Origin of the sequence: Pseudomonas sp. RC3H12 (genome assembly GCF_018596375.1) — a bacterium.
Classification (GTDB): domain Bacteria; phylum Pseudomonadota; class Gammaproteobacteria; order Pseudomonadales; family Pseudomonadaceae; genus Aquipseudomonas.
In genome coordinates this window covers 2,249,518-2,274,207 of record NZ_CP075595.1, presented here as the reverse complement: position 1 = coordinate 2,274,207, position 24,690 = coordinate 2,249,518, and the positions used below count along the sequence as shown (strand labels likewise).

Annotated in this window: 6 protein-coding genes (1 of these 6 only partly in view); 2 read left to right on the top strand and 4 right to left on the bottom strand. The window is 68.7% G+C overall.

Annotated features, from left to right (window positions below; translation table 11 throughout):
* Positions 1 to 6 precede the first annotated feature (6 nt).
* The 4 genes from KHO27_RS10375 to KHO27_RS10360 all read right to left on the bottom strand — a co-directional run bounded on the left by KHO27_RS10375 (position 7) and on the right by KHO27_RS10360 (position 3,189).
* Positions 7 to 717, bottom strand: a complete 711-nt coding sequence (locus KHO27_RS10375; protein WP_102685465.1) for an ABC transporter permease — start codon at positions 715 to 717, stop codon at positions 7 to 9.
* Positions 714 to 1,433, bottom strand: a complete 720-nt coding sequence (locus KHO27_RS10370) for an ABC transporter permease (protein WP_046855416.1) — start codon at positions 1,431 to 1,433, stop codon at positions 714 to 716. The genes KHO27_RS10375 and KHO27_RS10370 overlap by 4 nt, the downstream gene beginning before the upstream one ends.
* A 104-nt stretch (positions 1,434 to 1,537) precedes the next feature.
* Positions 1,538 to 2,290: a transporter substrate-binding domain-containing protein gene (locus KHO27_RS10365; RefSeq protein ID WP_023632571.1), complete on the bottom strand. Its 753-nt coding sequence runs from the start codon at positions 2,288 to 2,290 to the stop codon at positions 1,538 to 1,540.
* Between the two features lie 26 nt (positions 2,291 to 2,316).
* The gene (locus tag KHO27_RS10360; protein ID WP_110701413.1) at positions 2,317 to 3,189 is read right to left on the bottom strand and encodes a MurR/RpiR family transcriptional regulator; all 873 of its coding nucleotides are present in this window, start codon (positions 3,187 to 3,189) and stop codon (positions 2,317 to 2,319) included.
* A gap of 143 nt (positions 3,190 to 3,332) precedes the next feature.
* On the opposite strand from KHO27_RS10360, the gene KHO27_RS10355 reads away from it, so the two are divergent.
* Both KHO27_RS10355 and KHO27_RS26335 read left to right on the top strand, forming a co-directional pair.
* A complete protein-coding gene (locus tag KHO27_RS10355; protein ID WP_110701411.1) occupies positions 3,333 to 4,358 on the top strand; it encodes an Ldh family oxidoreductase in 1,026 nt (341 codons plus the stop codon).
* A gap of 326 nt (positions 4,359 to 4,684) precedes the next feature.
* Positions 4,685 to 24,690: the 5' portion of a non-ribosomal peptide synthase/polyketide synthase gene (locus KHO27_RS26335; RefSeq protein WP_214501735.1), read on the top strand. 5,440 nt of this gene lie beyond the right edge of the window; 20,006 of the gene's 25,446 nt are visible here — the first part of the coding sequence; its start codon is at positions 4,685 to 4,687; its stop codon lies off the right edge, out of view.

The following is a 24,690-nucleotide window of genomic DNA, read 5'->3' as shown; positions in this document are numbered from 1 at the left end:
CTTCAGTCAGTTCAGGTGGCGGCCCAGGCGGGCTTCCAGGTGTTTCAAGGTGCGCCGGACCACCTCGACGATCAGCAGGTAGAGCACTGCCGCCCACAGGTAGATCTGGAAGTCGAAGCTGCGCGAGAAGGCCAGCTTGGTCACCCCCATCAAGTCGTAGATCGTCACCAGCGAGGCAATGGCGCTGGCCTTGATCATCATGATCAGCTCGTTGCCCAGCGGGCCTATGGCTACCAGCAGCGACTGTGGCAGGACCACCTTGAAGAAGGTGGTCGAGCGCTTGAGGTTGAGTGCCTTGGCCGCTTCGTACTGGCCCGGCGCGACCGCCATCAGGCTGGCGCGGAAGATCTCGGCCTGGTAGGCCGCCGTGTTGAGGGTGAAGGCGAGCAGGGCGCAATACCAGGCCTCGCGGAAGAACCACCAGAGGCCCAGCTCCTGCCAGAAACCCTTGAGCGAACCCAGCCCGTAGTACAGCAGGAACAGCTGGGCCAGCAGCGGTGAACCGCGGAAGAAGTACACGTAGCCAGCCGCCAGGCGTCGCAGCACGCGGCTGGGTGACATGCGCGCCAGCGCCAGGAGCATGCCCAGCAGCGCGCCGAGGGTGAACGAGATCGCCACCAGCTTGGCGGTGACCAGCAGGCCATCGACGAAACGTGCGCCGTAACGGTCCAGCAAGTCCGGGTCGAGCACGTAGGCCAGCAGTTGCTCCAGGCTCATGGGCGGGCTCCTTGCAGGTGGCGGTTGCTGCGCCGCTCGAGCAGGGCGAAGACCCTGCCCGATAGCGCCGAGAACAGCAGGTAGACCAGGCAGGCGACGCCGTAGAACAGCATCGGCTCCTTGGTCACGCTGACCGCGAGATTGGTCTGGCGCATCAGGTCGATCAGCGAGATGGTCGAGACCAGCGAGGTGTCCTTGAGCAGGCTCAGCCAGTTGTTCGACAGGCCCGGCAGGGCGATGCGCGTCAGTTGCGGCAGCACCACCTTGAAGAACCCGGTGCGCTTGCCCAGGCCCAGGGCCGCGCAGGCCTCCAGCTGGCCCTTGGGCAGGGTCTTGAAGGCCATCAGCCAGATCTCGCTGGAGAACGCGGCGAACACCAGGCTGAAGGCGGCCATGGCGGCGAGGAAGGTGTTGATCAGCACCTCGCCTTCATAGCCCAGCGCGGCGAGGAGCTTCTGCGCGGCGATCTGGCAGCCGTAGTAGATGATCAGCAGGGTGAGCAGTTCGGGCAGGCCGCGAAACACCGTGGAGAAGAGGGTGGCCCAGGCCCGCGGCAGGCGTTTGCGCGAGCGCGCGGCGAGCGCCACCAGCAAGCCCAGTGGCAGGCCGATGGGCAGGCAGGCCAGGGCCAGCGACACGGTCACCAGCGCGCCGGCCAGCAACGCCTGGCCCCAACCGCCGCTGGCAAAGGAAAGCAGGGAGAGTTGATCGAGCATGGCTAACCCCCAGGAAACAGGTGCCCTGGTGGGAGCGGGCTTGCCCCGCGATGGCGTGGTTCACTGATCAGGCGCCATCGCGCGGCAGGCCGGCCTCCACGAGATTACTGGTAGATGTCGAAGGCGAAGTACTTGCTCGCGATCTTCTGGTAGGTGCCATTGGCCACGATCGCCGCCAGCGCCTCGTTCAGCCGCGTGCGCAGGGCCTGGTCGTCCTTGCGCACGGCAATTGCCGCGTCGGCCTTGGTGCCGTCGACATCGCCGAGGATCTTGCAGCAGTCCTTGCCATTCTTGTTCAGCCATTCGTGCAGCGGGAACTTGTCGGCGATCACCCCGTCCAGGCGCCCGGCGGCAAGGTCGGCGTTGGCTTCGTCAAGGGTCGGGTACAGCTTCACGTCCGCGCCGGCCTTGCCGTATACGTCCTCGGCGTAGATCGCCTGGGTCGAGGCGGATTGCGCGCCGACCGTGTAGCCCTTGAAGTCGGTCTGCGCATCGCTGATCGGGCTGTCCTTGGCGACGGCCACGGTCAGTGGGGTGCGGTAGTAGTGGTCGGTGAAGGCGATCTTCCGGCGCCGTTCCTCGGTGTCGATCATCGAGGCCACCACCGCATCGTACTTGCGCGCCATCAACGCCGGAATGATGCCTTCCCAGTCCTGGGCCACCAGGGTGCACTCGACCTTCATCTGTTCGCACAGGGCATGGGTGATGTCGATGTCGAAGCCGTGCAGCTTGTTGTCGGCATCGACGTAATTGAAGGGCGGATATGCCCCTTCAGTGGCAAAACGCAGGGTCTCGGCACTGGCGTGGCCCGCCAGCAGCAGGGCGCACGCACCCACCACAGCCATGGTTCCTTTCATCTCGCACCTCGGTCATCGCACTCTTGCTATTGTTGTTTGCCCGCCGGCCACGAGGTGTAGCCGACGAACTCGTTATGTAGAGCGGCAGTTGCTTCCAAGCGTTTTTCAACATCCGGTCCGAGCTGCTTGCAGACCTCGTTGACCATCAGGTGCACCCACGACAGCATGGTCGCGGTGGATTCCCAGAACAGGTTGAATTCGGTGGGGATGCGGAACACCTCGTCGGCTTCGGCATCAGCCCAGTCACAGAAGGTGTCGGTGACCAGGGTCACCGGAATGCCCAGCGCACGCGCCTTGTGGCACAGCTGCTGGGCGTGGCGCGAATAGCGGCGCGCCTCGAACACCACTAGCGCGCAGTCCTGCGGGCGCCCCAGCAGTACCTCGCCGAAATGCCCGGCGCTGCCATCGACCAGTTGCACGCCGTCGCGCAGGTACTGCAGCAGGTGGCTCATGCACATGGCCACGCCACGCTCGGTCTGAAAGCCGGCGACGAATACCCGGGGTTTGTCGGCCAGGCGCCGAGCGACCTGTTGCCAGGTTTCGCCGCGGCTGTACTCGTGCACGCGCACCAGCGCGGCCATCTCCAGCTCCAGGCTGCCTGAGCGCTGGTCGTCCTCGGGTTGCTGGCGAAACGCCTGCAGGCGGTCGCCGGCCAGCCACGGGCCGTCGCCCAGGTCGTTCTGCAGGTCCTGCTTGAGGGCCTTGAGGTGGGCATAGCCCAGGGCGCGGCAGAAGCGGCCGACGCTCGATTCGCTCACGCCCAGCTTGGCGGCGATGCTGGCCGAGGTCTGGAACGGCAGCTCATGGAGGTTGGCGAGCATGTAGCTGGCGATCTGGCGGCCCGAGGCGGCAGCGGTGTGCAGGCTGCTTTCCAGGCGTTGCTTGATCGATTGGCTCATGGTCGTTTCCGGCTGATTTCTGGCGTGGAAGCCAAAATGGCTGTTTTCTGTCATCAAGTCAATATTTGACAGATAGCTGTCATTGGCGGGAAAGTCTGTGCAGTTGCGCTGTAGCGATTCCAATTCCAAGAAAGGAGCTCCAGATGTCTTCACCTTCCACCGGCCCTGTCGTGCGCGTGCCTTTTACCGAACTGCGGGCGTTATTGCAGTCGATCTTCGCGCGGCATGGCTGCAGCGCGGCGGTAGCTGCCGTGCTCGCCCACAACTGCGCCAGCGCCCAGCGTGACGGTGCCCACAGCCACGGGGTGTTCCGTATTCCCGGTTATGTCTCGACCCTCGCCAGCGGTTGGGTCGATGGCCACGCCGAGCCGCAGGTAACCGACCTGGCGCCAGCTTATGTGCAGGTCGATGCCAAGGGTGGGTTTGCCCAGCCGGCCCTGGCCGCCGCCCGCGCGCTGTTGGTGGAGAAGGCGCGCACGGCCGGCATCGCGGTGCTGGCGATCCATAATTCGCACCATTTCGCCGCGCTGTGGCCGGATGTCGAGCCATTCGCCGATGAAGGCCTGGTGGCCCTGAGCGTGGTCAACAGCATGACCTGCGTGGTGCCCCATGGTGCGCGCAAGCCGTTGTTCGGCACCAACCCCATCGCCTTCGCCGCGCCTTGCGCGGGGCACGACCCGATCGTCTTCGACATGGCCACCAGTGCCATGGCCCATGGCGACGTGCAGATTGCCGCCCGGGCCGCCGAACAGCTGCCGCCGGGCATGGGCGTGGATGCCGCCGGCCAGCCGACCAACGACCCCAAGGCGATTCTCGAAGGGGGGGCCTTGCTGCCGTTCGGCGGCCACAAAGGCTCGGCGCTGTCGATGATGGTCGAACTGCTGGCGGCAGCGCTGACGGGGGGCCATTTTTCCTGGGAGTTCGACTGGTCCGGGCATCCGGGGGCAAAGACCCCATGGACCGGGCAGTTGCTGATCGTGATCGACCCCACCAAGGCGCAAGGTGAGCGTTTTGCCCAGCGCAGCCGCGAACTGGTGGAGCAGATGCAGGAAGCGGGGCTGACGCGCATGCCGGGGGAACGGCGCTACCGTGAGCGTGAAGTGGCACTGCGCGAGGGCGTGGGTTTGACCGAAGGGGAGTTGGCCGAGTTGCAAGCGCTGGCTGGCTGAACCCGCTCTTTTGTCAGTCGGGGAGTCAGGCGCCTGAGCGGCCTGGCTCCCTCGTGTGGTGTTTTGCAAATACGACCAATAAATCGCGAGCGATTTTTGCGCTCAGGCAAGGCGTCGCGACGAGTCGTAGCCCAGCTACGGCGAGGAGCGACAACGCCGCATGAGCGCAAAAAGCGCCGCGAGCTATGGTCGTTATTTGTGAAACACCACACTAGCGTTGAACCCTTCTGCTCCTGCCGTTGTCCCCCCTTCCCATGTCAGCCCGCCCCCCCGCGATCCATTAGCGTTCCGAGCATTTCCGACTGGCAAAAGCAGGATGCTTACCAATGCTCTTCAGCGAACTCATGGCAGCGCTTTCCACCCGTGCGATCCGACTCCAGCGCGAGGAGGCCGACCTGATCGTCGAGGGCGATGACGACACCCTCGATGACGCGCTGTGGGACGCATTGGCGGCGCACAAGCCAGCGCTGCTGGAGATGCTCGCGGGCCTGGAGCATGGCTGGCTGAGCCCGGCGCTGCGCATCACCCCCGACATGCTGCCCCTGGCCGGGCTCGACCAGGCCGCCATCGACCGCATCGTCGCCACGCTGCCCGGGGGCGCGGCGAATCTGCAGGACATCTACCCGCTGGCGCCGCTGCAGGAAGGCATGCTCTACCACCACCTCACGGCCGCCGAGGGTGATCCCTATGTGCTGCAGGCCCAGCTGCGTTTTGCCAGCCCGGCGCACCTGCAGGCGTTCGCCGAGGCGCTCGACTGGGTGATCCAGCGCCATGACATCCTGCGCACGGCACTGGCCTGGGAATACCTGGACCAGCCGCTGCAGGTGGTGTGGCGCAAGGCGCCCCTGGCTTGTGAGGCAGTCGGGAGCCTGGACGGTGACGAGCCGCTGGAGCAATTGCGCGCCCGTTTCGACACGCGTCATTACCGCATGGGCCTGGCCCAGGCCCCCTTGCTGCGGCTGGTGCATGGCCAGGATCGCGACGGCCGGGTGCTGGGCTTGCTGCTGTTCCACCACACGGTCATGGACCACACCGGCCTGGACATCGTCCGCCGCGAGATCCAAGCCTATCTCGCAGGTGATGGCGAGCGGCTGCCAGCGCCAGTGCCGTTCCGTGACCTGTTGGCCAGAGGCCGCCAGGCCCAGGACGAACAGGCCCATGAAGCATTCTTTGGCGCCATGCTGGCCGATATCGATGCGCCGACCCTGGCCTTCGGCGTCCAGGAGGTGGCCGGCCAGCCCATGGAGGAAGCACGGATCACCCTGGCGCCCGGCCTCAGCCAACGTCTGCGTGCCCAGGCCCGGTTGCTCGGGGTCAGCCCGGCCAGCATCATGCACCTGGGGCTGGCGCGCCTGCTGGGGGCGTGGTCCGGGCGCGAGTCGGTGGTGTTCGGCAGCGTGCTGCTGGGGCGCATGGCGGCGGGCGAGGGCGGCGAACACGCCCTCGGGATGTTCATCAATACCTTGCCGCTGCGGGTCGACCTGCAGGGGCAGGGTGTGCGCGATGCACTGTTGTTGACCCACCGCCAGCTGACGGCATTGCTCGGCCACGAACAGGCGCCGCTGGCCCTGGCCCAGCGTTGCAGCGGTGTGGTGGCGCCGATGCCGTTGTTCAACAGCATGCTCAACTATCGCCATAGCGCGGCGGGCGACGCCGCCGCGGTGATCGCAGTGGCGCCGGGCATCGATGTGGTCGGCACCGAAGAGCGTACCAACTACCCCTTGAACCTGGCGGTCGACGATCTGGGTGTCGACCTGCGCCTGACGGTCCAGGCCCTCGCCGAATGGGGCGCCGAGCGGCTGTGCGGGCAACTGCGGCAGGTGTTCGAGGGGCTGGTGGAAGCGCTCGAGCGCGCCCCCGACCTGCCCGTGCTGGCGCTGCCGGTGCTGACGCCCGAGGAGCGCCATCAACTGCTGACCGGCTGCAACACCACGGTCGCCGAACACGACCTCGACCTGCCGTTGCACGCGTTGTTCGAGCGCCAGGCGCTGCTGCATCCACAGGTGGTGGCCATCGAGGCGGAAGGTGAACAGCTGACCTATCGGCAGCTCAACGAACAGGCCAACCGCCTGGCCCACCATTTGATCGCCCTGGGCGTGCGCCCCGACGACCGGGTGGCGATCTGCGTCGAGCGTGGCCCGTCGATGGTGGTTGGCCTGCTGGGCATCCTCAAGGCTGGTGGCGCCTATGTGCCAGTGGACCCGAGCTACCCGGCCGAGCGCATCCGCCACATGCTCGTCGACAGCGCGCCACTGGCAGTGCTGGTGCACGCGGCCACCCGCGAGGTGCCGGGCGCGCTGGCCGTGCCGCAGATAGACCTCGACCAGGCGGGCTGGGAAAGCCTGCCAGCGACCGACCCACGGGTGGCCGGGCTGACCTCGCGCCACCTCGCCTATGTGATCTACACCTCCGGTTCCACCGGGCTGCCCAAGGGCGTGATGGTCGAGCACCGCAGCGTGGTCAACCTGGTGCACTGGAGCGCCGGGCTGTGCCCCGCGACTGCGGACGGCGCGGTGCTGCACAAGACTCCGATCAGTTTCGACGCCTCCGTATGGGAGCTGTTCTGGCCGCTGGGCAGCGGCCTGCGCCTGGTGCTGGCGCGGCCGGACGGCCAGCGTGACGCGGACTATGTGGCGCGGCGAATCATCGAGTCCAGGGTCAGCGTGGTGCAGTTCGTGCCGGCGCTGTTGCAGCAGTTCCTCGAACAGGCGCGCAGCGCGCAGTGCAGCAGCCTCACCGACATCGTCTGCGGCGGGGGCGAGCTGACCGAAGCCCTGGTGCGCCAGGTGCGCGAGCGCCTGCCGCAAGTGCGCCTGCACAACGTCTACGGCCCCACCGAAACCACGGTCGATTGCAGCGTCTGCACCCTGGAGCCTGATCAGCCCGTGCCGGAAGGCGCGCTGCCGATTGGCCGGCCGATCGACAACACCCGCCTGTACGTACTGGACGGCACGGACCAGCCGCTGCCCTGGGGCGTGGCCGGGCACCTGCACATCGGTGGCGTGGGCGTGGCGCGTGGCTACCTGGGCTTGGCCGGGCAACAGGCCGAACGCTTCATCGACAGCCCGTTCGTGCGCGGCGAGCGCCTGTACCGCAGCGGTGACCTGGTGCGCCAGCGCGCCGACGGTTCGTTGCAGTTCCTCGGCCGCAATGATCATCAGGTCAAGCTGCGCGGCCTGCGTATCGAACCGGGCGAGATCGAAGCCTGCCTGAACCGCGTGGACGGCGTGCGCGAGGCGCTGGTGCTGGTCCACGAGCACCCGCACAGCGGCCAGCGCCTGGTGGCTTACCACACTGGCCAGGATCACGCCGCGCAGTACCTGCGCGAGCGTCTGCTGGAGCAGTTGCCGGAGTACATGGTGCCGGCACTGTTCATCCACCTCGATGGCATGCCGCTGACGCCCAACGGCAAGGTCGACCGCAAGGCCCTGCCGACCCCCGAAGCGCCGGTGCGCCAGTACCAGGCGCCCCAGGGCCCGATCGAGACCGCCCTGGCGGCGATCTGGGCGGACCTGCTGGGTGTCGGGCCCGTGGGGCGTGACGACAACTTCTTCGAACTGGGCGGCCATTCGCTGCTGGCGGTCCGCCTGGTGGAGCGCATGCGCCAGCAGGCGCTGGAGGCCGATGTGCGGGTACTGTTCAGCCAGCCCACGCTGGCCGCGCTGGCGGCCTCGGTGGGGGGGCGGGCCGCTGTCGACGTGCCGGCCAACCGTATCCCGGCAGGCTGCACAAGGATCACCCCGGACCTGCTGCCCCTGGCCGACCTCGGCCAGGACGCCATCGACACGCTGGTGCGGCAGGTCCCCGGTGGCGTGGCCAACGTCCAGGACATCTACGGCCTGGCCCCGCTGCAGCAGGGCATTCTTTATCATCACCTGGCCAGCGAAGGCGCCGACCCCTATGTGGTGCAGGCGCGTTTCGCCTTTGCCGGGCAGGCCGAACTGGACGCCTTCGTCGCCGCGCTGAACCAGGTCATCGCCCGTCACGACATCCTGCGCACCAGCCTGCATTGGCAGGGCCTGGACGAGGCAGTGCAGGTGGTCTGGCGCGAGGCGCCGCTGCTGCTGAGCCCGGCGCTCGAAACACCGCGCCTCGACCTGGGCCAGGCGCCGTTGCTGCGCCTGAGCAGCCAGCGCCAGGCAGGGCGGCTGGAGGCGACCCTGCTGCTGCATCATATTCTTGTCGACCACACCGCCGTGGAGCAGCTGATGCTCGAGGTGGGGGCGTTGCTGCAAGGCTCCGCAGAGCTGCCTGCCAGCATCCCGTATCGCAACTACGTGGCCCAGGCACGTCTTGGCGCGGACCCGCAGGCCGACGAGGCCCTGTTCCGCGAGCTGCTGGGCGATATCGACGAACCGACCGAGGCGTTCGGCCTGCGCGAGGCCATGGCCGACACCCATTCGGTGGGTGAAAGCCGTTGGCCCTTGGAGCCGGCGCTGGTCGCACGCCTGCGCGGGCAGGCCAGGGCGCTGGGGGTCAGTGTCGCCAGCCTGGTGCACCAGGCCTGGGGCCAGGTGCTGGCGCAGATGTCCGGGCGCGAAGAGGTGGTGTTCGGCACCGTGCTGCTCGGTCGCCTGCTGGGCGGCGAGGGTGCCGATCGGGCGTTGGGCATGTTCATCAACACCCTGCCGCTGCGGGTCAGCGTGGGCAGCGGCGGTGTGGCCGAAGGCGTGCGCCTGACCCATCAGCGCCTGGCGCGCCTGCTGGCCCATGAACAGGCCTCCCTGGCCCTGGCCCAGCGCTGCAGCGGCGTGCCGGCGTCCCAGGCGCTGTTCAGCAGCCTGCTGAACTACCGCCACAGTGCCGGCCAGCCCGCGCAGGGGCCCGTCTGGCCGGGGATCGAACTGTTGGCCGCGCAGGAGCGCAGCAATTACCCGCTGGTGGTCAGCGTCGACGACTATGGGGATGATTTCCGGTTGACGGTGCAGGCCGTGGCGTCGGTCGATGGCGAGCGCGTCTGCCGCTTGCTGCAGTGGGCCTTGACGCAGTTGGTCACGGCGCTGGAGCAGACCCCGCAGGTCGCGCTGCACAGTCTGCATGGATTGCCCAGGGTCGAACGCGATTGCGTGCTGGGTCGTTTCAATGCCACGGCATGCGACTACCCGCGCGACTTGGCCGCCCACCGCCTGTTCGAAGCCCACGCCGCGAGCACGCCAGAGGCACTCGCGGTGATCCACGGTGAACGCCAGTGGAGCTATGCCCAGCTCGATGACCAGGCCAATCGCCTGGCCGTCTACCTGCTCGAGCAGGGCCTACGTGCCGGTGATCGCGTGGCCTTGTTGCTGCCACGCTCCTTCGACCTGTTGGCGGCCCAACTGGCGGTGAGCAAGTGCGCGGCGGTGTTCGTACCGCTGGACGGCAATGCCCCGGCTGAGCGCCAGGCGTTCATGGTCGGCGACAGCGGGGCGACGCTGCTGCTGACCCACAGCGATCAGCCTGAAGTGGCGGGAGCGCGCCGGGTCGAACTCGACCGGCTCGACCTGAGCACCTATGCGGCTGCGCCGCTGGGGCTGGCGGTGGACGCCGGCAGCGCGGCGTACATCATGTACACCTCCGGCTCCACCGGCATGCCGAAAGGCGTGCAGGTGCCGCACCGGGCCATCGTGCGCCTGGTGATCAACAACGGTTTTGCCGACTTCAATAGCCAGGACCGCGTGGCCTTTGCCTCCAACCCGGCGTTCGACGCCAGCACGCTGGAAGTCTGGGCGCCGCTGCTCAACGGTGGCGCGGTGGTGGTGATCGACCAGGACCAGGTGCTGTCGCGCCAGGGCCTGTGCGAAACGCTGCTGGAGCAGGGCGTCACGGTGCTGTGGCTGACTGCCGGGCTGTTCCACCAGTTCGCCGACGACCTGCTGCCGGCGTTCCGTGGCCTGCGCTACCTGATGGTCGGTGGCGACGTGCTGGACCCGGCGGTGATCGCCCGGGTACTGCGTGACGGCGCGCCGCAACACCTGCTCAATGGCTACGGCCCGACCGAGGCCACCACCTTCAGCACCACCCACGAGATCACCGCGGTGGGCGAGGGCAGCATCCCGATCGGCAAACCGATCGGCAACAGCCGCTGCTACGTGCTCGACGCCCGCCAGCAACTGCTGCCGGTGGGGGCGGTGGGCGAGCTGTATATCGCCGGTGACGGCGTGGCCCTGGGTTACCTGGGCCAGCCGGAGCTGACGGCCGAGCGCTTCCTGCCGGATCCGTTCAATAGCGGCACGATGTACCGTAGTGGCGACCTGGTCAGTTGGCAGGCCGACGGCACCCTGCGTTACCTGGGCCGCGCCGACCAGCAGATCAAGCTGCGCGGTTTCCGCATCGAACTGGGTGAAATCGAGGCGTGCCTGGGCGAATGCCCGGGCGTGCGCGACGCGGCGGTGATCGTGCGCGAGGACGCGCCGGGGGACAAACGCCTGGTGGCGTACTTCACCGGCGAGGCCCCGGCCATCGGCGAACTGCACGAGCGCCTGCAAGGCGTGCTGCCGGACTACATGCTGCCGTCGGCTTATGTACGTCTGGACGCGTTGCCCCTGACCGCCAACGGCAAGCTCGACCGCCGCGCCTTGCCGCAGCCGGGCAGCGAGGCCGTGGTCAGCCGCGCCTTCGAGGCGCCGCAGGGCGAGGTGGAGAGGGCACTGGCCGCGATCTGGGCCGAGGTGCTCAAGGTCGAGCAGGTCGGTCGCCACGACCACTTCTTCGAACTGGGCGGCCACTCGCTGCTGGCGGTGAGCCTGGTCGAGCGCATGCGCAAGGCCGGCCTGGCTGCCGACGTGCGTGTGCTGTTCGCCCAGCCGACCCTGGCCGCGCTGGCAGCGGCGGTGGGCGCTGGACGAGAAGTGGCCGTACCCGAGAACCGTGTCCCCCACGATGCGACCCGTATCACCCCAGAGATGCTCAGCCTGATCGAACTGGACCAGGCCAGCATCGACCGCATCGTCGCCAGCGTGCCGGGCGGCGCCGCCAACGTGCAGGAGATCTACCCGCTGGCACCGTTGCAGGCGGGCATCCTTTATCACCACCTGAGCGCCGAGCAGGGCGATCCGTACCTGCTGCAGTCGCGTCTGGCCTTTGACAGCCTCGAGCGCCTGCGTAGCTGGGCAGCGGCCTTGCAACAGGTCATCGACCGCCACGACATCCTGCGCACTTCGGTGGTCTGGGAAGGCCTGGCGGAGCCGGTGCAGGTGGTCTGGCGCCAGGCCAACCTGGCGCTCAGCGAAGTCACCGGCCTGGGTGAGGAGTCAGTGATCGAGCAGTTGCTGGCGCGTTTCGATGCCCGCCAGCAGCGTCTGGACCTGACCCGGGCACCCTTGCTGCGGCTGGTCTATGCCGAGGATCCGCGCCAGGGCGAGTGGGTGGCGCTGTTGCAGTTCCACCACCTGACCCTCGACCACGCCGCGATGGCCGTGGTCGGCGAGGAGATGCAGGTGCTGCTGGACGGGCGTGGCGCCACGCTGCCTGCCGCGGTGCCGTATCGCAATTATGTCGCCCAGGTCTGCCTGGGCGACGATCAGGCCAGCCATGAGGCGTTCTTCCGCGCCCAGTTGGGGGATGTCGAAGAACCGACCCTGCCCTTTGGCCTGGCCGATGTGCAGGGCGATGGCGGACGGGTCGAGCATGCCGCCCTGATGCTGCCTGAGGCCCTGGCCCAAGGCCTGCGCGAGCAGGCCCGGCAGCGTGGCGTCAGCGCCGCGAGCCTGGTGCACCTGGCCTGGGCGCGGGTAGTGGGCGTGCTGGCAGGGCGTCGCGATGTGGTGTTCGGCACCGTATTGATGGGTCGCCTGCAGGCCGGCGAGGGCGCCGACCGCGCCCTGGGCATGTTCATCAACACCCTGCCACTGCGGGTGGACACCGCCCTGCCGGTGGAGCAGGCCGTGCGCGTCACTCATCAGCGCTTGTCGGCCCTGCTCGGTCACGAGCATGCGCCCTTGGCGCTGGCCCAGCGTTGCAGCGGCGTGGCGGCTTCGGCGCCGTTGTTCAGTGCCTTGCTCAACTACCGGCACAGCGCCGAGGCGGCCCGGGACGGTGAAGGTATTTGGCAGGGTGTGCGCCTGCTGGGCGGCGAGGAGCGCAGCAACTACCCGTTGACCCTGAGCGTCGATGACCTGGGCGAGGGTTTCTCGCTGAGCGTGCTGGCCGCCGAGGGATTGCCTGCGGCGCAGGTCGGCACGTGGATGGTCAATACGCTAGGCCAACTGTTGCAGGCGCTGGAGCGGGCGCCGGGCCAGGGACTCGATCATCTGCCGATGCTGGATGACGAGGCTATGCGCCAGGTGGTGGAGGGCTTCAACGCCACTGCCGTCAATTATCCGCAAGGGCACACCGTGCATGCGCTGGTCGAGGCCCAGGCGCCCGAGGCGCTGGCCGTGGTGCAGGGCGAGGTGAGCCTGAGCCATGGCGAGCTGAACCAGCGCGCCAATCGTCTGGCCCATTACCTGATCAAGCGTGGCGTGGCACTGGGCGACCGCGTGGCGCTGTGCCTGCCGCGCGGTCCGCAGCGGCTGGTGGCGATGCTGGCCGTGCTCAAGGCCGGCGCGGCCTATGTGCCGGTCGATCCGGGTTATCCGGCGGAGCGTATTGCCTATCTGCTCAGTGACAGTGCGCCGACGCTGGTGCTGGTCGAATCGAGCACTGAGTCGCTGGTGGGCGAGGTGGCCAAGGTTGCGCTGGATGGCGATGACTGGGCTTATGAAGCCGACAGCAACCCCGTCGTTACCGGCCTGGACGAGCATCAGCTGGCCTATGTGATCTACACCTCCGGTTCCACCGGCCAGCCCAAGGGCGTGATGGTCGAGCACCGCACCCTGGCCAACCTGGTCCACTGGCATTGCCAGGCCTTCGACCTGGGCGCCGGCAGCCACACCTCCAGCGTCGCCGGCTTCGGCTTCGACGCCATGGCCTGGGAGGCCTGGCCGGCGCTGTGCGCCGGGGCGGTGCTGCACCTGCCGCCGGCGCACATTGGCGGCGAGCACGTGGACGAACTGCTCGACTGGTGGCTGCAGCAGCCGCTGCAGGTCAGCTTCCTGCCGACGCCGGTGGCCGAGCAGGCGCTGCGCCGCGAACGCCAGCACCCGACCCTGCGCACCTTGCTGGTGGGCGGCGACCGTTTGCGCCAGTTCGACCGCGATCCGGGCTTCGTGCTGGTCAACAACTACGGCCCGACCGAGACCACGGTGGTCGCGACGTCCGGTCAACTTCAGCCGGGTGGCGCGCTGCATATCGGCAAGCCGACCGCCAATACCCGCGTCTATGTGCTGGATGCGCAGCGCCAGCCGGTACCGGTCGGCGTGACCGGCGAGCTGTACATCGGTGGCGCGCAGGTCGCCCGTGGCTACTTCAACCGCCCCGACCTTACCGCCGAGCGTTTCCTCGACGACCCGTTCGCCGCTGGCCGGATGTACCGCAGCGGCGACCTGGTGCGCTGGAACGCCGACGGCACCCTGGAGTACCAGGGGCGCAACGATGACCAGGTGAAGATTCGCGGTGTGCGGGTCGAACTGGGCGAGATCGAGGCCGCGCTCAAGGCCCAGCCGGGCATCGCCGATGCCGTGGTGCTGGTGCGCGACGAGCGCCTGCTGGCGTGGTTCACCGAAGCGGCAACGGTCGATATCGAGCGCTTGCGCGAGGGCTTGCAGGCCAGCCTGCCGGCGCATCTGCTGCCGCAAGCCTTGGTCCGCCTGGACGCACTGCCACTGACCAGCCACGGCAAGCTGGATCGCAAGGCGCTGCCGCAACCGGCCATGCTCGCCGCCCAGGACTACGTCATGCCGCAAGGTCCTGTGGAAACCGCCATCGCCGGGCTCTGGGCCGAAGTGCTGGGTATCGAGCAGGTCGGTCGCCACGACAACTTCTTCGAACTCGGCGGCCACTCGCTGCTGGCGGTGACCCTCACCGCGCGCCTGCGCCAGGCCGGCCTGCAGGCCGACGTACGCACCTTGTTCGGCCAGCCGACGGTGGCGGCGCTGGCGGCGACCCTGGGCCAGGGCCGTCAGGTCGAGGTCCCGGCCAACCGGATCCCGAGCGGCTGCACCCGGATCACCCCGGACATGCTGTCATTGGTGGATCTTGAACCGGCCGCTATCGCGCGCATCGTCGCCACGGTGCCGGGCGGCGCGGCCAACGTGCAGGACATCTACCCGCTGGCGCCGTTGCAGGAAGGCATCCTCTACCACCACCTCAGCTCGCCGCAGCACGACCCCTATGTGCTGCAGTCGCCCATGGCCTTCGACAGCCTGGCGCGGCTCGAAGCCTTCGCCGCTGCGTTGCGCCAGGCCATCGCACGCCACGATGTGCTGCGTACCGCCGTGCTCTGGGAGGGCCTGGCGCAACCGCTGCAGGTGGTCTGGCGCGAGGCGCCGCTGCTGGTCGCACCGCTCGAAGAGCAGGACCTGCAACGCCTGGACCTGAGCCAGGCACCGCTGATTCGCCTGCTGTACAGCGCCGATGCCGGCAGCCAGCGGGTCGAGGCACTGCTGCAGTTCCACCATATCGTCCTCGACCACACCGCCCTGGAGATCATCGGCGCGGAACTGCTGGGCTACCTGCAAGGCACCACGGCACCGCTGCAGGCCCCAGTGCCTTACCGCAACTACGTGGCCCAGGCGCGCCTGGGCGTCAGCCAGGCCGAGCACGAGGCGTTCTTCCGCGAGCTGCTGGGCGATATCGACGAGCCGACGCTGCCCTACGGCCTGAGCGACGTGCAGGGCGATGGCCAGGCTATCGAGGAAGCCCAGCTGTGGCTGGACGAGACCTTGGCTGCGCGCCTGCGCCAACAGGCCCGGCAACTGGGCAGCAGCCCCGCGAGCCTGTTCCACCTGGCCTTCGCCCGCCTGCTGGCCGCCACCAGTGGCCGCGACAGCGTGGTGTTCGGCACCGTGCTGCTGGGCCGGCTGGAGGCCGGCGAGGGCGCCGAGCGGGCGCTGGGCATGTTCATCAACACGCTGCCGCTGCGCCTGGACCTGCAGGGCGCGGCCCTGCCCGAAGCGGTGCGCCAGACCCAGCAGCGCCTGAGCGCCTTGCTGGTCCACGAGCACGCGTCGCTGGCGCTGGCCCAGCGTTGCAGCGGCGTACCGGCGCCGGCGCCGCTGTTCAGCGCCATGCTCAACTACCGCCACGGCCAGGAGGCCAGCGAAGCCCGGCGCCTGGACTGGCAGGGCATCGAGTTCCTCGACGGCCAGGAGCGCAGCAACTACCCGTTGAGCCTCAGCGTGGACGACATGGGCCAAGGATTCCGCCTGGTGGCCATGACCCCGGCGACGGTTGGCGCCCAGCGGGTCTGCGGGCAGCTGCGGCAGGTACTGCTGGCGTTGGTCGAAGGCCTGGAGGCACAAACCGGGCAGACGGTGCTGCAACTGCCGGTGCTGCAGGACGAGGAACGCGCCTACCTGTTGCAGGGCTGCAACGCCACGGCGCGGGCCAATGATTCCGAGCAGCCGATCCAGGCACTGTTCGAGCGGCAGGCAGCACGCGCCCCGGAAGCGATTGCGGTGCACGCCGAGGCGGGGCAACTGAGCTACCGCGAGCTCAACATCCAGGCCAACCGCCTGGCCCATTACCTGATCGAACTGGGTGTGAAACCCGATGACCGGGTGGCGATCTGCGTCGAGCGCGGCCTGCCGTTGCTGGTCGGCCTGCTGGCGATCCTCAAGGCCGGTGGCGCCTACGTGCCGCTCGACCCGGACTATCCGGCCGAGCGCCTCGGCCACATGCTCGCCGACAGCCAACCGCGGGCGTTGCTGGTGCAACAGGCCACCCGCGCCCTGGTGAGTTCGTCGGCGACATTGGTCGACCTCGATCAGCCGACTTGGGGCGACCTGCCGGACAGCAATCCGCAGGTGCCTGGCCTGACCTCGCAGCACCTGGCCTATGTGATCTACACCTCCGGTTCCACTGGCGTGCCCAAGGGGGTGATGGTCGAGCACCGCAACGTGGTCAACCTGGTGCACTGGAGCGCCGGGCTGTTCCCGAGCGAAGGCGCGGTGCTGCACAAGACCCCGGTGAGCTTCGACGCCTCGGTGTGGGAGCTGTTCTGGCCGCTGTGCAGCGGGTTGCGCCTGGTATTGGCACGCCCGGATGGCCAGCGCGATCCGCAGTACCTGGCCGAGCTGATTGAGCGGCAACAAGTCGGCGTCGTGCAGTTCGTGCCGGCGTTGCTGCAGCAGTTCCTCGACGAGGACGCCAGCGCCGCCTGCGCCAGCCTCACCGACATCGTCTGCGGTGGTGGCGAGCTGACCGAAGCCCTGGCCCGCCAGGTGCGCGAGCGCTTGCCGCAGGTGCGCCTGCACAACGTCTATGGCCCCACCGAGACCACGGTGGATTGCAGCGTCTGGACCCTGGAGGCACGGGACCCGCTGCCGTCGGGCGCATTGCCGATTGGCCGGCCGATCGACAACACCCGCCTGTACGTCCTCGACGCCCACGACCAGCCCGTGCCGTACGGCGTTGCCGGTCAGTTGCACATCGGCGGGGCCGGGGTGACGCGGGGCTACCTGGGCTTGCCGGAGCAACAGGCCGAGCGTTTCATCGCCAGCCCGTTCGTCGACGGTGAGCGCCTGTACCGCAGCGGCGACCTGGTGCGCCAGCGTCCCGACGGCGTACTGGAGTTCCTCGGGCGCACCGACCACCAGATCAAGCTGCGCGGCCTACGTATCGAGCCGGGCGAGATCGAGGCCTGCTTGAACCGCGTGGCTGGCGTGCGTGAGGCGTTGGTGCTGGTGCACGAGCATCCGTACAGCGGTGCGCGCCTGGTCGCCTATCACCGGGGTGAACCGCAACAGGCCGACGCGCTGCGCCGGGCCTTGCTGGCACAGCTGCCGGAGTACATGGTGCCGGCGCTGTTCATCCATCTCGACAGCTGGCCACTGACCCCGAACGGCAAGCTGCAGCGCAAGGCACTGCCGCTGCCGGATCTGCAGGCGGGCGGCTACGAAGCGCCACAGGGCGACACGGAAACCCTGCTAGCCGAAATCTGGGCGCAGTTGCTGGGTGTCGAGCGGGTAGGGCGTCACGACAACTTCTTCGAACTGGGCGGCCATTCGCTGCTGGCCGTGAGCCTGACCGCGCGGCTGCGCCAGGCCGGCCTGCAAGCCGATGTGCGCACGCTGTTCGGCCAGCCGACGGTGGCGGCGCTGGCAACCACCCTGGGGCACAGCCGCCAGGTGCCGGTTGCGGCCAACCTGATCCCGGCCGATTGCACCCGTATAACCCCGGACATGCTGCCTTTGGTGGCGCTGGAGCAGGCCGCCATCGACCGTATCATCGCCACGGTGCCGGGCGGCGCGGCCAACGTGCAGGACATCTACCCGCTGGCACCGTTGCAGGAAGGCATCCTCTACCTGCACCTGAGCAGCGCGGACGCCGATCCATATGCCTTGCGCGCGCAATTGCGCTTCGACAGCCCGGCGCGCTTGCAGGCGTTCGCCCAGGCCCTGGAGCAGGTCATCGCCCGGCATGACATCCTGCGCACCGCGGTGCTCTGGGACGGCCTGGCGCAACCGGTGCAGGTGGTCTGGCGCCAGGCGCCGCTGCAACTGGCGCCGCTCGACGCGCAGCACCTGGCACGCCTGGACCTGGGCCAGGCGCCGCTGATCAGGCTGCTGCACCGCACCGTGCCGGGCAGCCAGCGGATCGAGGCGGTGCTGCAGTTCCACCATATCGTGCTCGACCACATCGCCATGCAGGCGGTGCAGGCCGAGCTGCGCGGCTATCTGTCGGGCCACGACGAGCCGCTGCCGCCGTCGGTGCCGTACCGCAACTATGTGGTGCAGGCGCGCCAGGGCGTCAGCGAGGCCGAGCATGAAGCGTTCTTCCGCGCCCGCCTGGGCGATATCGACGAGCCGAGCCTGCCGTTCGGCCTGCGCGAGGTACAAGGCGAAGGGCTGGCGCTCGATGAGGCCGAGGTCGAGTTCGAGGGGGCCCGCTATGGCCGCCTGCGTGACCAGGCTCGCCAGCTGGGGGTGAGCACCGCGAGCCTGGTGCACCTGGCCTGGGCGCGCCTGCTGGGCAGTGCCTGCGGCAAGGACCAGGTGGTATTCGGTACCGTGCTGTTGGGCCGTCTGCAGGGCGGCGAGGGCAGCGAACGGGCGTTGGGCATGTTCATCAATACCTTGCCGCTGCGGGTCGACCTGGGTGAGCTCGGCGTGCGCGAAGGCGTGCTGGCCACGCACCGCGAGCTTTCGGCGCTGTTGCTCCACGAGCACGCCTCGCTGGCCCTGGCCCAGCGCTGCAGCCAGGTGGCGGCGCCGCTGCCGCTGTTCAGCGCCTTGCTCAACTACCGCCAGAGCAGCCGGGCCGCGCCGCAGGCGCAAGCCTGGGAAGGTATCGAGGCGCTGGGCAGCGAGGGGCGCACCAACTATCCGCTGAGCCTGAACGTGGATGATTTCGGCGACGGCCTGCGCCTGGGCGTGCAGGTGTCTGCCCAGGTTGGCGCGCAAAGAGTCTGCACGCAGATGCTGCAGGTGCTCGACGGTCTGCTGCTGGCGCTTGAACAGCACCCCGAGGAGCAACTGCAGCGTCTGCCCGTGCTGAGCGCCGATGAACGGCGCCAGGTGCTGGGCGCTTTCAACGACACGACCCAGGCCTACGACCTCGACCAGACCCTTCACGGAATGATCGAGGCCCAGGTGCGGCGCACCCCTGATGCCGTGGCGGTAAAAGCAGAGGAGGGCGAGCTGAGCTATCGCCAGCTGGATGAACAGGCCAACCGCCTGGCCCATCACCTGATCGCCCTGGGCGTGAAACCCGACGACCGGGTGGCGATCTGCGTCGAGCGGGGCCTGGCGATGGTGGTCGGCCTGCTGGCCACCCTCAAGGCCGGTGGCGCCTATGTGCCGGTGGACCCGGAGTACCCGGCCGAGCGCATCCGGCACATGCTCGGCGACAGCGCCCCGCTGGCGGTGCTGGTGCACGCGGCCACACGCCATGTGCCGGCGGCCGGCGCGGTGCCGGTGATCGACCTCGACCTGCCGACCTGGCTGGAGCAACCGGCACAGGCGCCACAGGTGGCCGGGTTGACCCCGCGCCACCTGGCCTACGTGATCTACACCTCCGGTTCCACCGGCCTGCCCAAGGGGGTGATGAACGAGCACGCCGCAGTGGTCAACCGCCTGCTGTGGATGCAGGACGCCTATCGCTTGGGCGCTGACGACGTGGTACTGCAGAAGACCCTGTTCAGTTTCGACGTGTCGGTGTGGGAGTTCCTCTGGCCGCTGCAGACCGGGGCACGGCTGGTGATGGCGCGCCCTGGCGGGCACCGCGACCCCGAGTACCTGCGCGAGGTGATCCGCGCCGAGCAGGTCAGCACCTTGCACTTCGTGCCGTCGATGCTCGATGTGTTCCTCGCCCATGGCGATGTCCTGCCGCACCGCCTCAAGCGCGTGCTGTGCAGCGGCGAAGCCTTGCCCGGCAGCCTGGTGCGGCGCTTCCAGGCACAGCTGCCGACGGTCGAGCTGCACAACCTGTACGGCCCGACCGAAGCGGCGGTGGACGTCAGCGCCTGGCACTGTGTGACGGCGCCGGACAACACGCCGATCGGCAAGCCGATCGCCAATACCACGCTGTACGTGCTCGATGCCCACGGCCAGCCCGTGCCGCGGGGCGTGGCCGGCGAGCTGTATATCGGCGGCGTGCAGGTGGCGCGTGGCTACCTCAACCGCGAGCAACTGACTGCCGAGCGCTTCCTCGACGATCCGTTCGCCAGCCAGGCCGGTGGTCGGCTGTACCGCACGGGCGACCTGGCCCGGCATCTGCCCGACGGCAACCTGGAGTACCTCGGGCGCAACGACGACCAGGTGAAGCTGCGCGGCCTGCGCATCGAGCTGGGCGAGATCCAGGCCTGCCTGACCCGCGTCGACGGGGTCAAGGAAGCCGTGGTGCTGGCCCGCGACCAGCGCCTGCTGGCCTACTACACCGGCGCCCGGCAGGCGCCGGAGGCCTTGCGCGCGGCACTGCTCGGCCAATTGCCGGAGTTCATGGTGCCAGCCTCGTTCACCTACCTCGAGGCGCTGCCGCTGAGCCCCAACGGCAAGCTGGACCGCAAGGCGCTGCCGCAGCCAGAGGCGACGCAGCAGGTCTACGAGGCGCCGCAAGGCGAGGTCGAGACCCTGTTGGCGCAACTCTGGCGTGAGTTGCTGGGTGTCGAACCGGTCGGTCGCCACGACAACTTCTTCGAGCTCGGCGGCCACTCGCTGCTGGCCGTTACCCTGACCGCGCGCATGCGCCAGGCGGGCCTCGCGGCGGATGTGCGGGTGCTGTTCGGCCAGCCGACCCTGGCGGCGCTGGCGGCGGCGGTGGGTGGCGAAGTGGTGGTGGAGGTGCCGGCCAACCGCATTCCGGCCGATTGTCAGCGCATCACTGTCGATATGCTGCCACTGGCGAAACTGGACCAGGCGGCGCTCGACCAGGTCGTGCGGCAGATCCCCGGCGGCGCGGCGAATGTCCAGGATCTCTATGCCCTGGCGCCGTTGCAGCAGGGCATTCTCTACCACCACCTGGCCAGCGCCGAGGTCGACCCCTATGTGCTGCAACTGGGCTTCGCCTTCGCCGGCCAGGCCGAGCTGGACGCCTTCGTTTCCGCGCTGAACCAGGTCATCGCCCGTCACGACATCCTGCGCACCAGCGTGCACTGGCAGGGGCTCGATGAGGCCGTGCAGGTGGTCTGGCGCCAAGCGCGCCTGGACATCCAGCCGGCACTGGACAGCGTGCGCCTGGACCTGGGGCGCGCACCCCTGATGCACCTGAGCAGCAGTGTGGAGCATGGTCGATTGCAGGCAACCCTGCTGCTGCACCATATCCTCCTCGACCATGCCGCCATGGAGCTGCTGGTGGCGGAGGTCGGCGATGTGCTGCTGGGCCGCGAGCCTCAGGGCGACAGCGTGCCGTACCGCAACTATGTGGCCCATGCGCGACTGCGCGATGACAATCAGGCGCAGGAGGCAATGTTCCGCGAGCTGCTGGGCGATATCGACGAACCGACCGAGGTGTTCGGCCTGCGTGACGCGCTGGGCGATGGCAGCCATGTGCTCGACCATCGCCAGTACCTGGACGACAGCCTGGCGCAACGCTTGCGCGGTCAGGCGCGGGCGCTGGGGATCAGTGTCGCCAGCCTGGTGCACCAGGCCTGGGGGCAGGTGCTGGCGCAGCTGTCCGGCCGTGAGGAGGTGGTGTTCGGCACCGTGCTGCTTGGCCGCCTGCAAGGCGGCGAAGGGTCCGAACGGGCGCTGGGCATGTTCATCAACACCCTGCCGTTGCGGGTCAGTGTGGGTGACATGGACGTGGTCGCAGGCGTGCGCCTGACCCACCAGCGCCTGGCGCGCCTGCTGGCCCATGAACAGGCCTCCCTGGCCCTGGCCCAGCGCTGCAGCGGTGTTCCGGCCTCACAGGCACTGTTCACCAGCCTGCTGAACTACCGCCACAGCGCGGCTGGCGGCACGGAGCAGGCCCAGGCCTGGCAGGGGATCGAACTGCTGGCCGCCCATGAGCGCAGCAACTATCCGCTGGTGGTCAGCGTCGACGACCTGGGGGATGGGTTCGCCCTGACAGTGCAAGCGGTGTCGGCCGTGGACGGCGGCTTGGTCTGCCAGCTGTTGCAGGAGGCCCTGGCTCGCTTGGTCGAGGCATTGGCGGATACGCCGGCAACGCCACTGAGCCGGCTGCATGGCTTGCCGGCAGCCGAGCGCGAGCGGGTGCTGCGCCAATTCAACGCCAGCGGGCGCGACTACCCACGTGAGCTGCCCGTGCATGTGTTGTTCGAGGCGCAGGCCAAGGCCAGCCCGGATGCGCTGGCGGTGGCCCATGGCACAAGGCGCTGGAGTTACCAGGCCCTCGACCAGCAGGCCAATCGGCTGGCCGGGTATCTGCTGGAACTGGGCGTGCGTGCCGGTGATCGCGTGGCCTTGTTGCTGCCACGCTCCTTCGACCTGCTGGCGGCCCAGCTGGCGGTGAGCAAGTGCGCGGCGGTGTTCGTGCCGCTGGACGGCAATGCCCCGGCCGAGCGCCAGGCGTTCATGGTCGGCGACAGCGGGGCGGCGTTGCTGCTGACCCACCGCGACCAGCCCGAAGTGGCGGCGGTGCGCCGGGTCGAACTCGACCGGCTCGACCTGAGCACCTATGCGGCTGCGCCGCTGGGGCTGGCGGTGGACGCCGGCAGCGCGGCGTACATCATGTACACCTCCGGCTCCACCGGCATGCCGAAAGGCGTGCAGGTGCCGCACCGGGCCATCGTGCGCCTGGTGATCAACAACGGTTTTGCCGACTTCAATAGCCAGGACCGCGTGGCGTTCGCCTCCAACCCGGCGTTCGACGCCAGCACGCTGGAAGTCTGGGCGCCGCTGCTCAACGGCGGCGCGGTGGTGGTGATCGACCAGGACCAGGTGCTGTCGCGCCAGGGCCTGCGCGACACACTGCTGGAGCAGGGCGTGACGGTGCTGTGGCTGACTGCCGGGCTGTTCCACCAGTTCGCCGACGACCTGCTGCCGGCGTTCCGTGGCCTGCGTTACCTGATGGTCGGTGGCGATGTGCTGGACCCGGCGGTGATCGCCCGGGTACTGCGTGACGGCGCGCCGCAGCACCTGCTCAATGGCTACGGCCCGACCGAGGCCACCACCTTCAGCACCACCCACGAAATCACTGCGGTGGGCGAGGGCAGCATCCCGATCGGCAAACCGATCGGCAACAGCCGCTGCTACGTGCTCGATGCCCGCCAGCAACTGCTGCCGGTGGGGGCGGTGGGCGAGCTGTATATCGCCGGCGACGGCGTGGCCCTGGGTTACCTGGGCCAGCCGGAGCTGACGGCCGAGCGCTTCCTGCCGGATCCGTTCAATGGCGGCCCGATGTACCGCAGTGGCGACCTGGTCAGCTGGCAGGCCGACGGCACCCTGCGTTACCTGGGCCGCGCCGACCAGCAGATCAAGCTGCGCGGTTTCCGCATCGAACTGGGCGAAATCGAGGCGTGCCTGGGCGAGTGCCTGGGTGTGCGCGATGCGGCGGTGATCGTGCGCGAGGACGCGCCGGGGGACAAACGCCTGGTGGCGTACTTCACCGGCGAGGCCCCGGCCATCGGCGAACTGCACGAGCGCCTGCAAGGTGTGCTGCCGGACTACATGCTGCCGTCGGCTTATGTACGTCTGGACGCGTTGCCCCTGACCGCCAACGGCAAGCTCGACCGCCGTGCGCTGCTGCAGCCAGGCAGCGAGGCCGTGGTCAGCCGCGCCTTCGAGGCGCCGCAGGGCGAGGTGGAGACGGCACTGGCCGCGATCTGGGCCGAGGTGCTCAAGGTCGAGCAGGTCGGCCGCCACGACCACTTCTTCGAACTGGGCGGCCACTCGCTGCTGGCGGTGAGCCTGGTCGAGCGCATGCGCAAGGCCGGCCTGGCTGCCGACGTGCGCGTGCTGTTCGCCCAGCCGACCCTGGCCGCGCTGGCAGCGGCGGTGGGCGCTGGACGAGAGGTGGCCGTACCCGAGAACCGTGTCCCCCACGATGCGACCCGTATCACCCCAGAGATGCTCAGCCTGATCGAACTGGACCAGGCCCGCATCGACCGCATCGTCGCCGGCGTGCCGGGCGGCGCCGCCAACGTGCAGGAGATCTATCCGCTGGCGCCGTTGCAGGAAGGCATCCTCTATCACCACCTGAGTGCGGAGCAGGGTGATCCCTATCTGCTGCAGACCCGCCTGGCTTTCGACAGCCTGGAGCGGCTGCAAGCCTGTGCCGGTGCCTTGCAACAGGTCATCGACCGCCACGATATCTTGCGCACTTCGGTGGTCTGGGAAGGTTTGGCGGAGCCGGTGCAGGTGGTCTGGCGCCAAGCCCGCCTGGACGTGCACGAAGTCACTGGGCTGGGCGAGGAGGCGGTGATCGAGCGCCTGCACGATCATTTCGACGCACGTTCGCAGCGCCTGGACCTGACCCAGGCGCCACTGCTGCGCCTGACCTACGCCATGGACCCGGCCGGGCAGCGCGTGGTCGCCGTCCTGCACTTCCATCACCTGGCCCTGGACCACACGGCGATGGAGGTCATTGTCCATGAACTGCAGGCGTTGCTGTCTGGGCGCCAGCACCTGCTGAGTCCTCCTGTGCCGTACCGCACCTACGTGGCCCAGGTGCGCCTGGGCGCCGCGCAGGCGGGGCACGAAACGTTCTTCCGCGACATGCTCGGCGATGTCGAGGAGCCGACCCTGCCCATGGGCCTGGCCGATGTGCAGGGCGACGGGCGTGATATCGAGGAAGCCCGCCTGCCACTGGACCTGGCCTTGTCGCGCCGGGTGCGCGAACAGGCGCGGGCGCAGGGTGTCAGCGCCGCGAGCCTGATGCACCTGGCCTGGGCCCGCGTGGTGGGCGTGCTGGCGGG

Excerpts from the sequence above, each read along its gene's own strand:
- KHO27_RS10375 (WP_102685465.1), bottom strand. The coding sequence starts at position 717 with ATGAGCCTGGAGCAACTGCTGGCCTACGTGCTCGACCCGGACTTGCTG.
- KHO27_RS10355 (WP_110701411.1), top strand. The coding sequence starts at position 3,333 with ATGTCTTCACCTTCCACCGGCCCTGTCGTGCGCGTGCCTTTTACCGAA.
- KHO27_RS10365 (WP_023632571.1), bottom strand. The coding sequence starts at position 2,290 with ATGAAAGGAACCATGGCTGTGGTGGGTGCGTGCGCCCTGCTGCTGGCG.
- KHO27_RS10370 (WP_046855416.1), bottom strand. The coding sequence starts at position 1,433 with ATGCTCGATCAACTCTCCCTGCTTTCCTTTGCCAGCGGCGGTTGGGGC.
- KHO27_RS10360 (WP_110701413.1), bottom strand. The coding sequence starts at position 3,189 with ATGAGCCAATCGATCAAGCAACGCCTGGAAAGCAGCCTGCACACCGCT.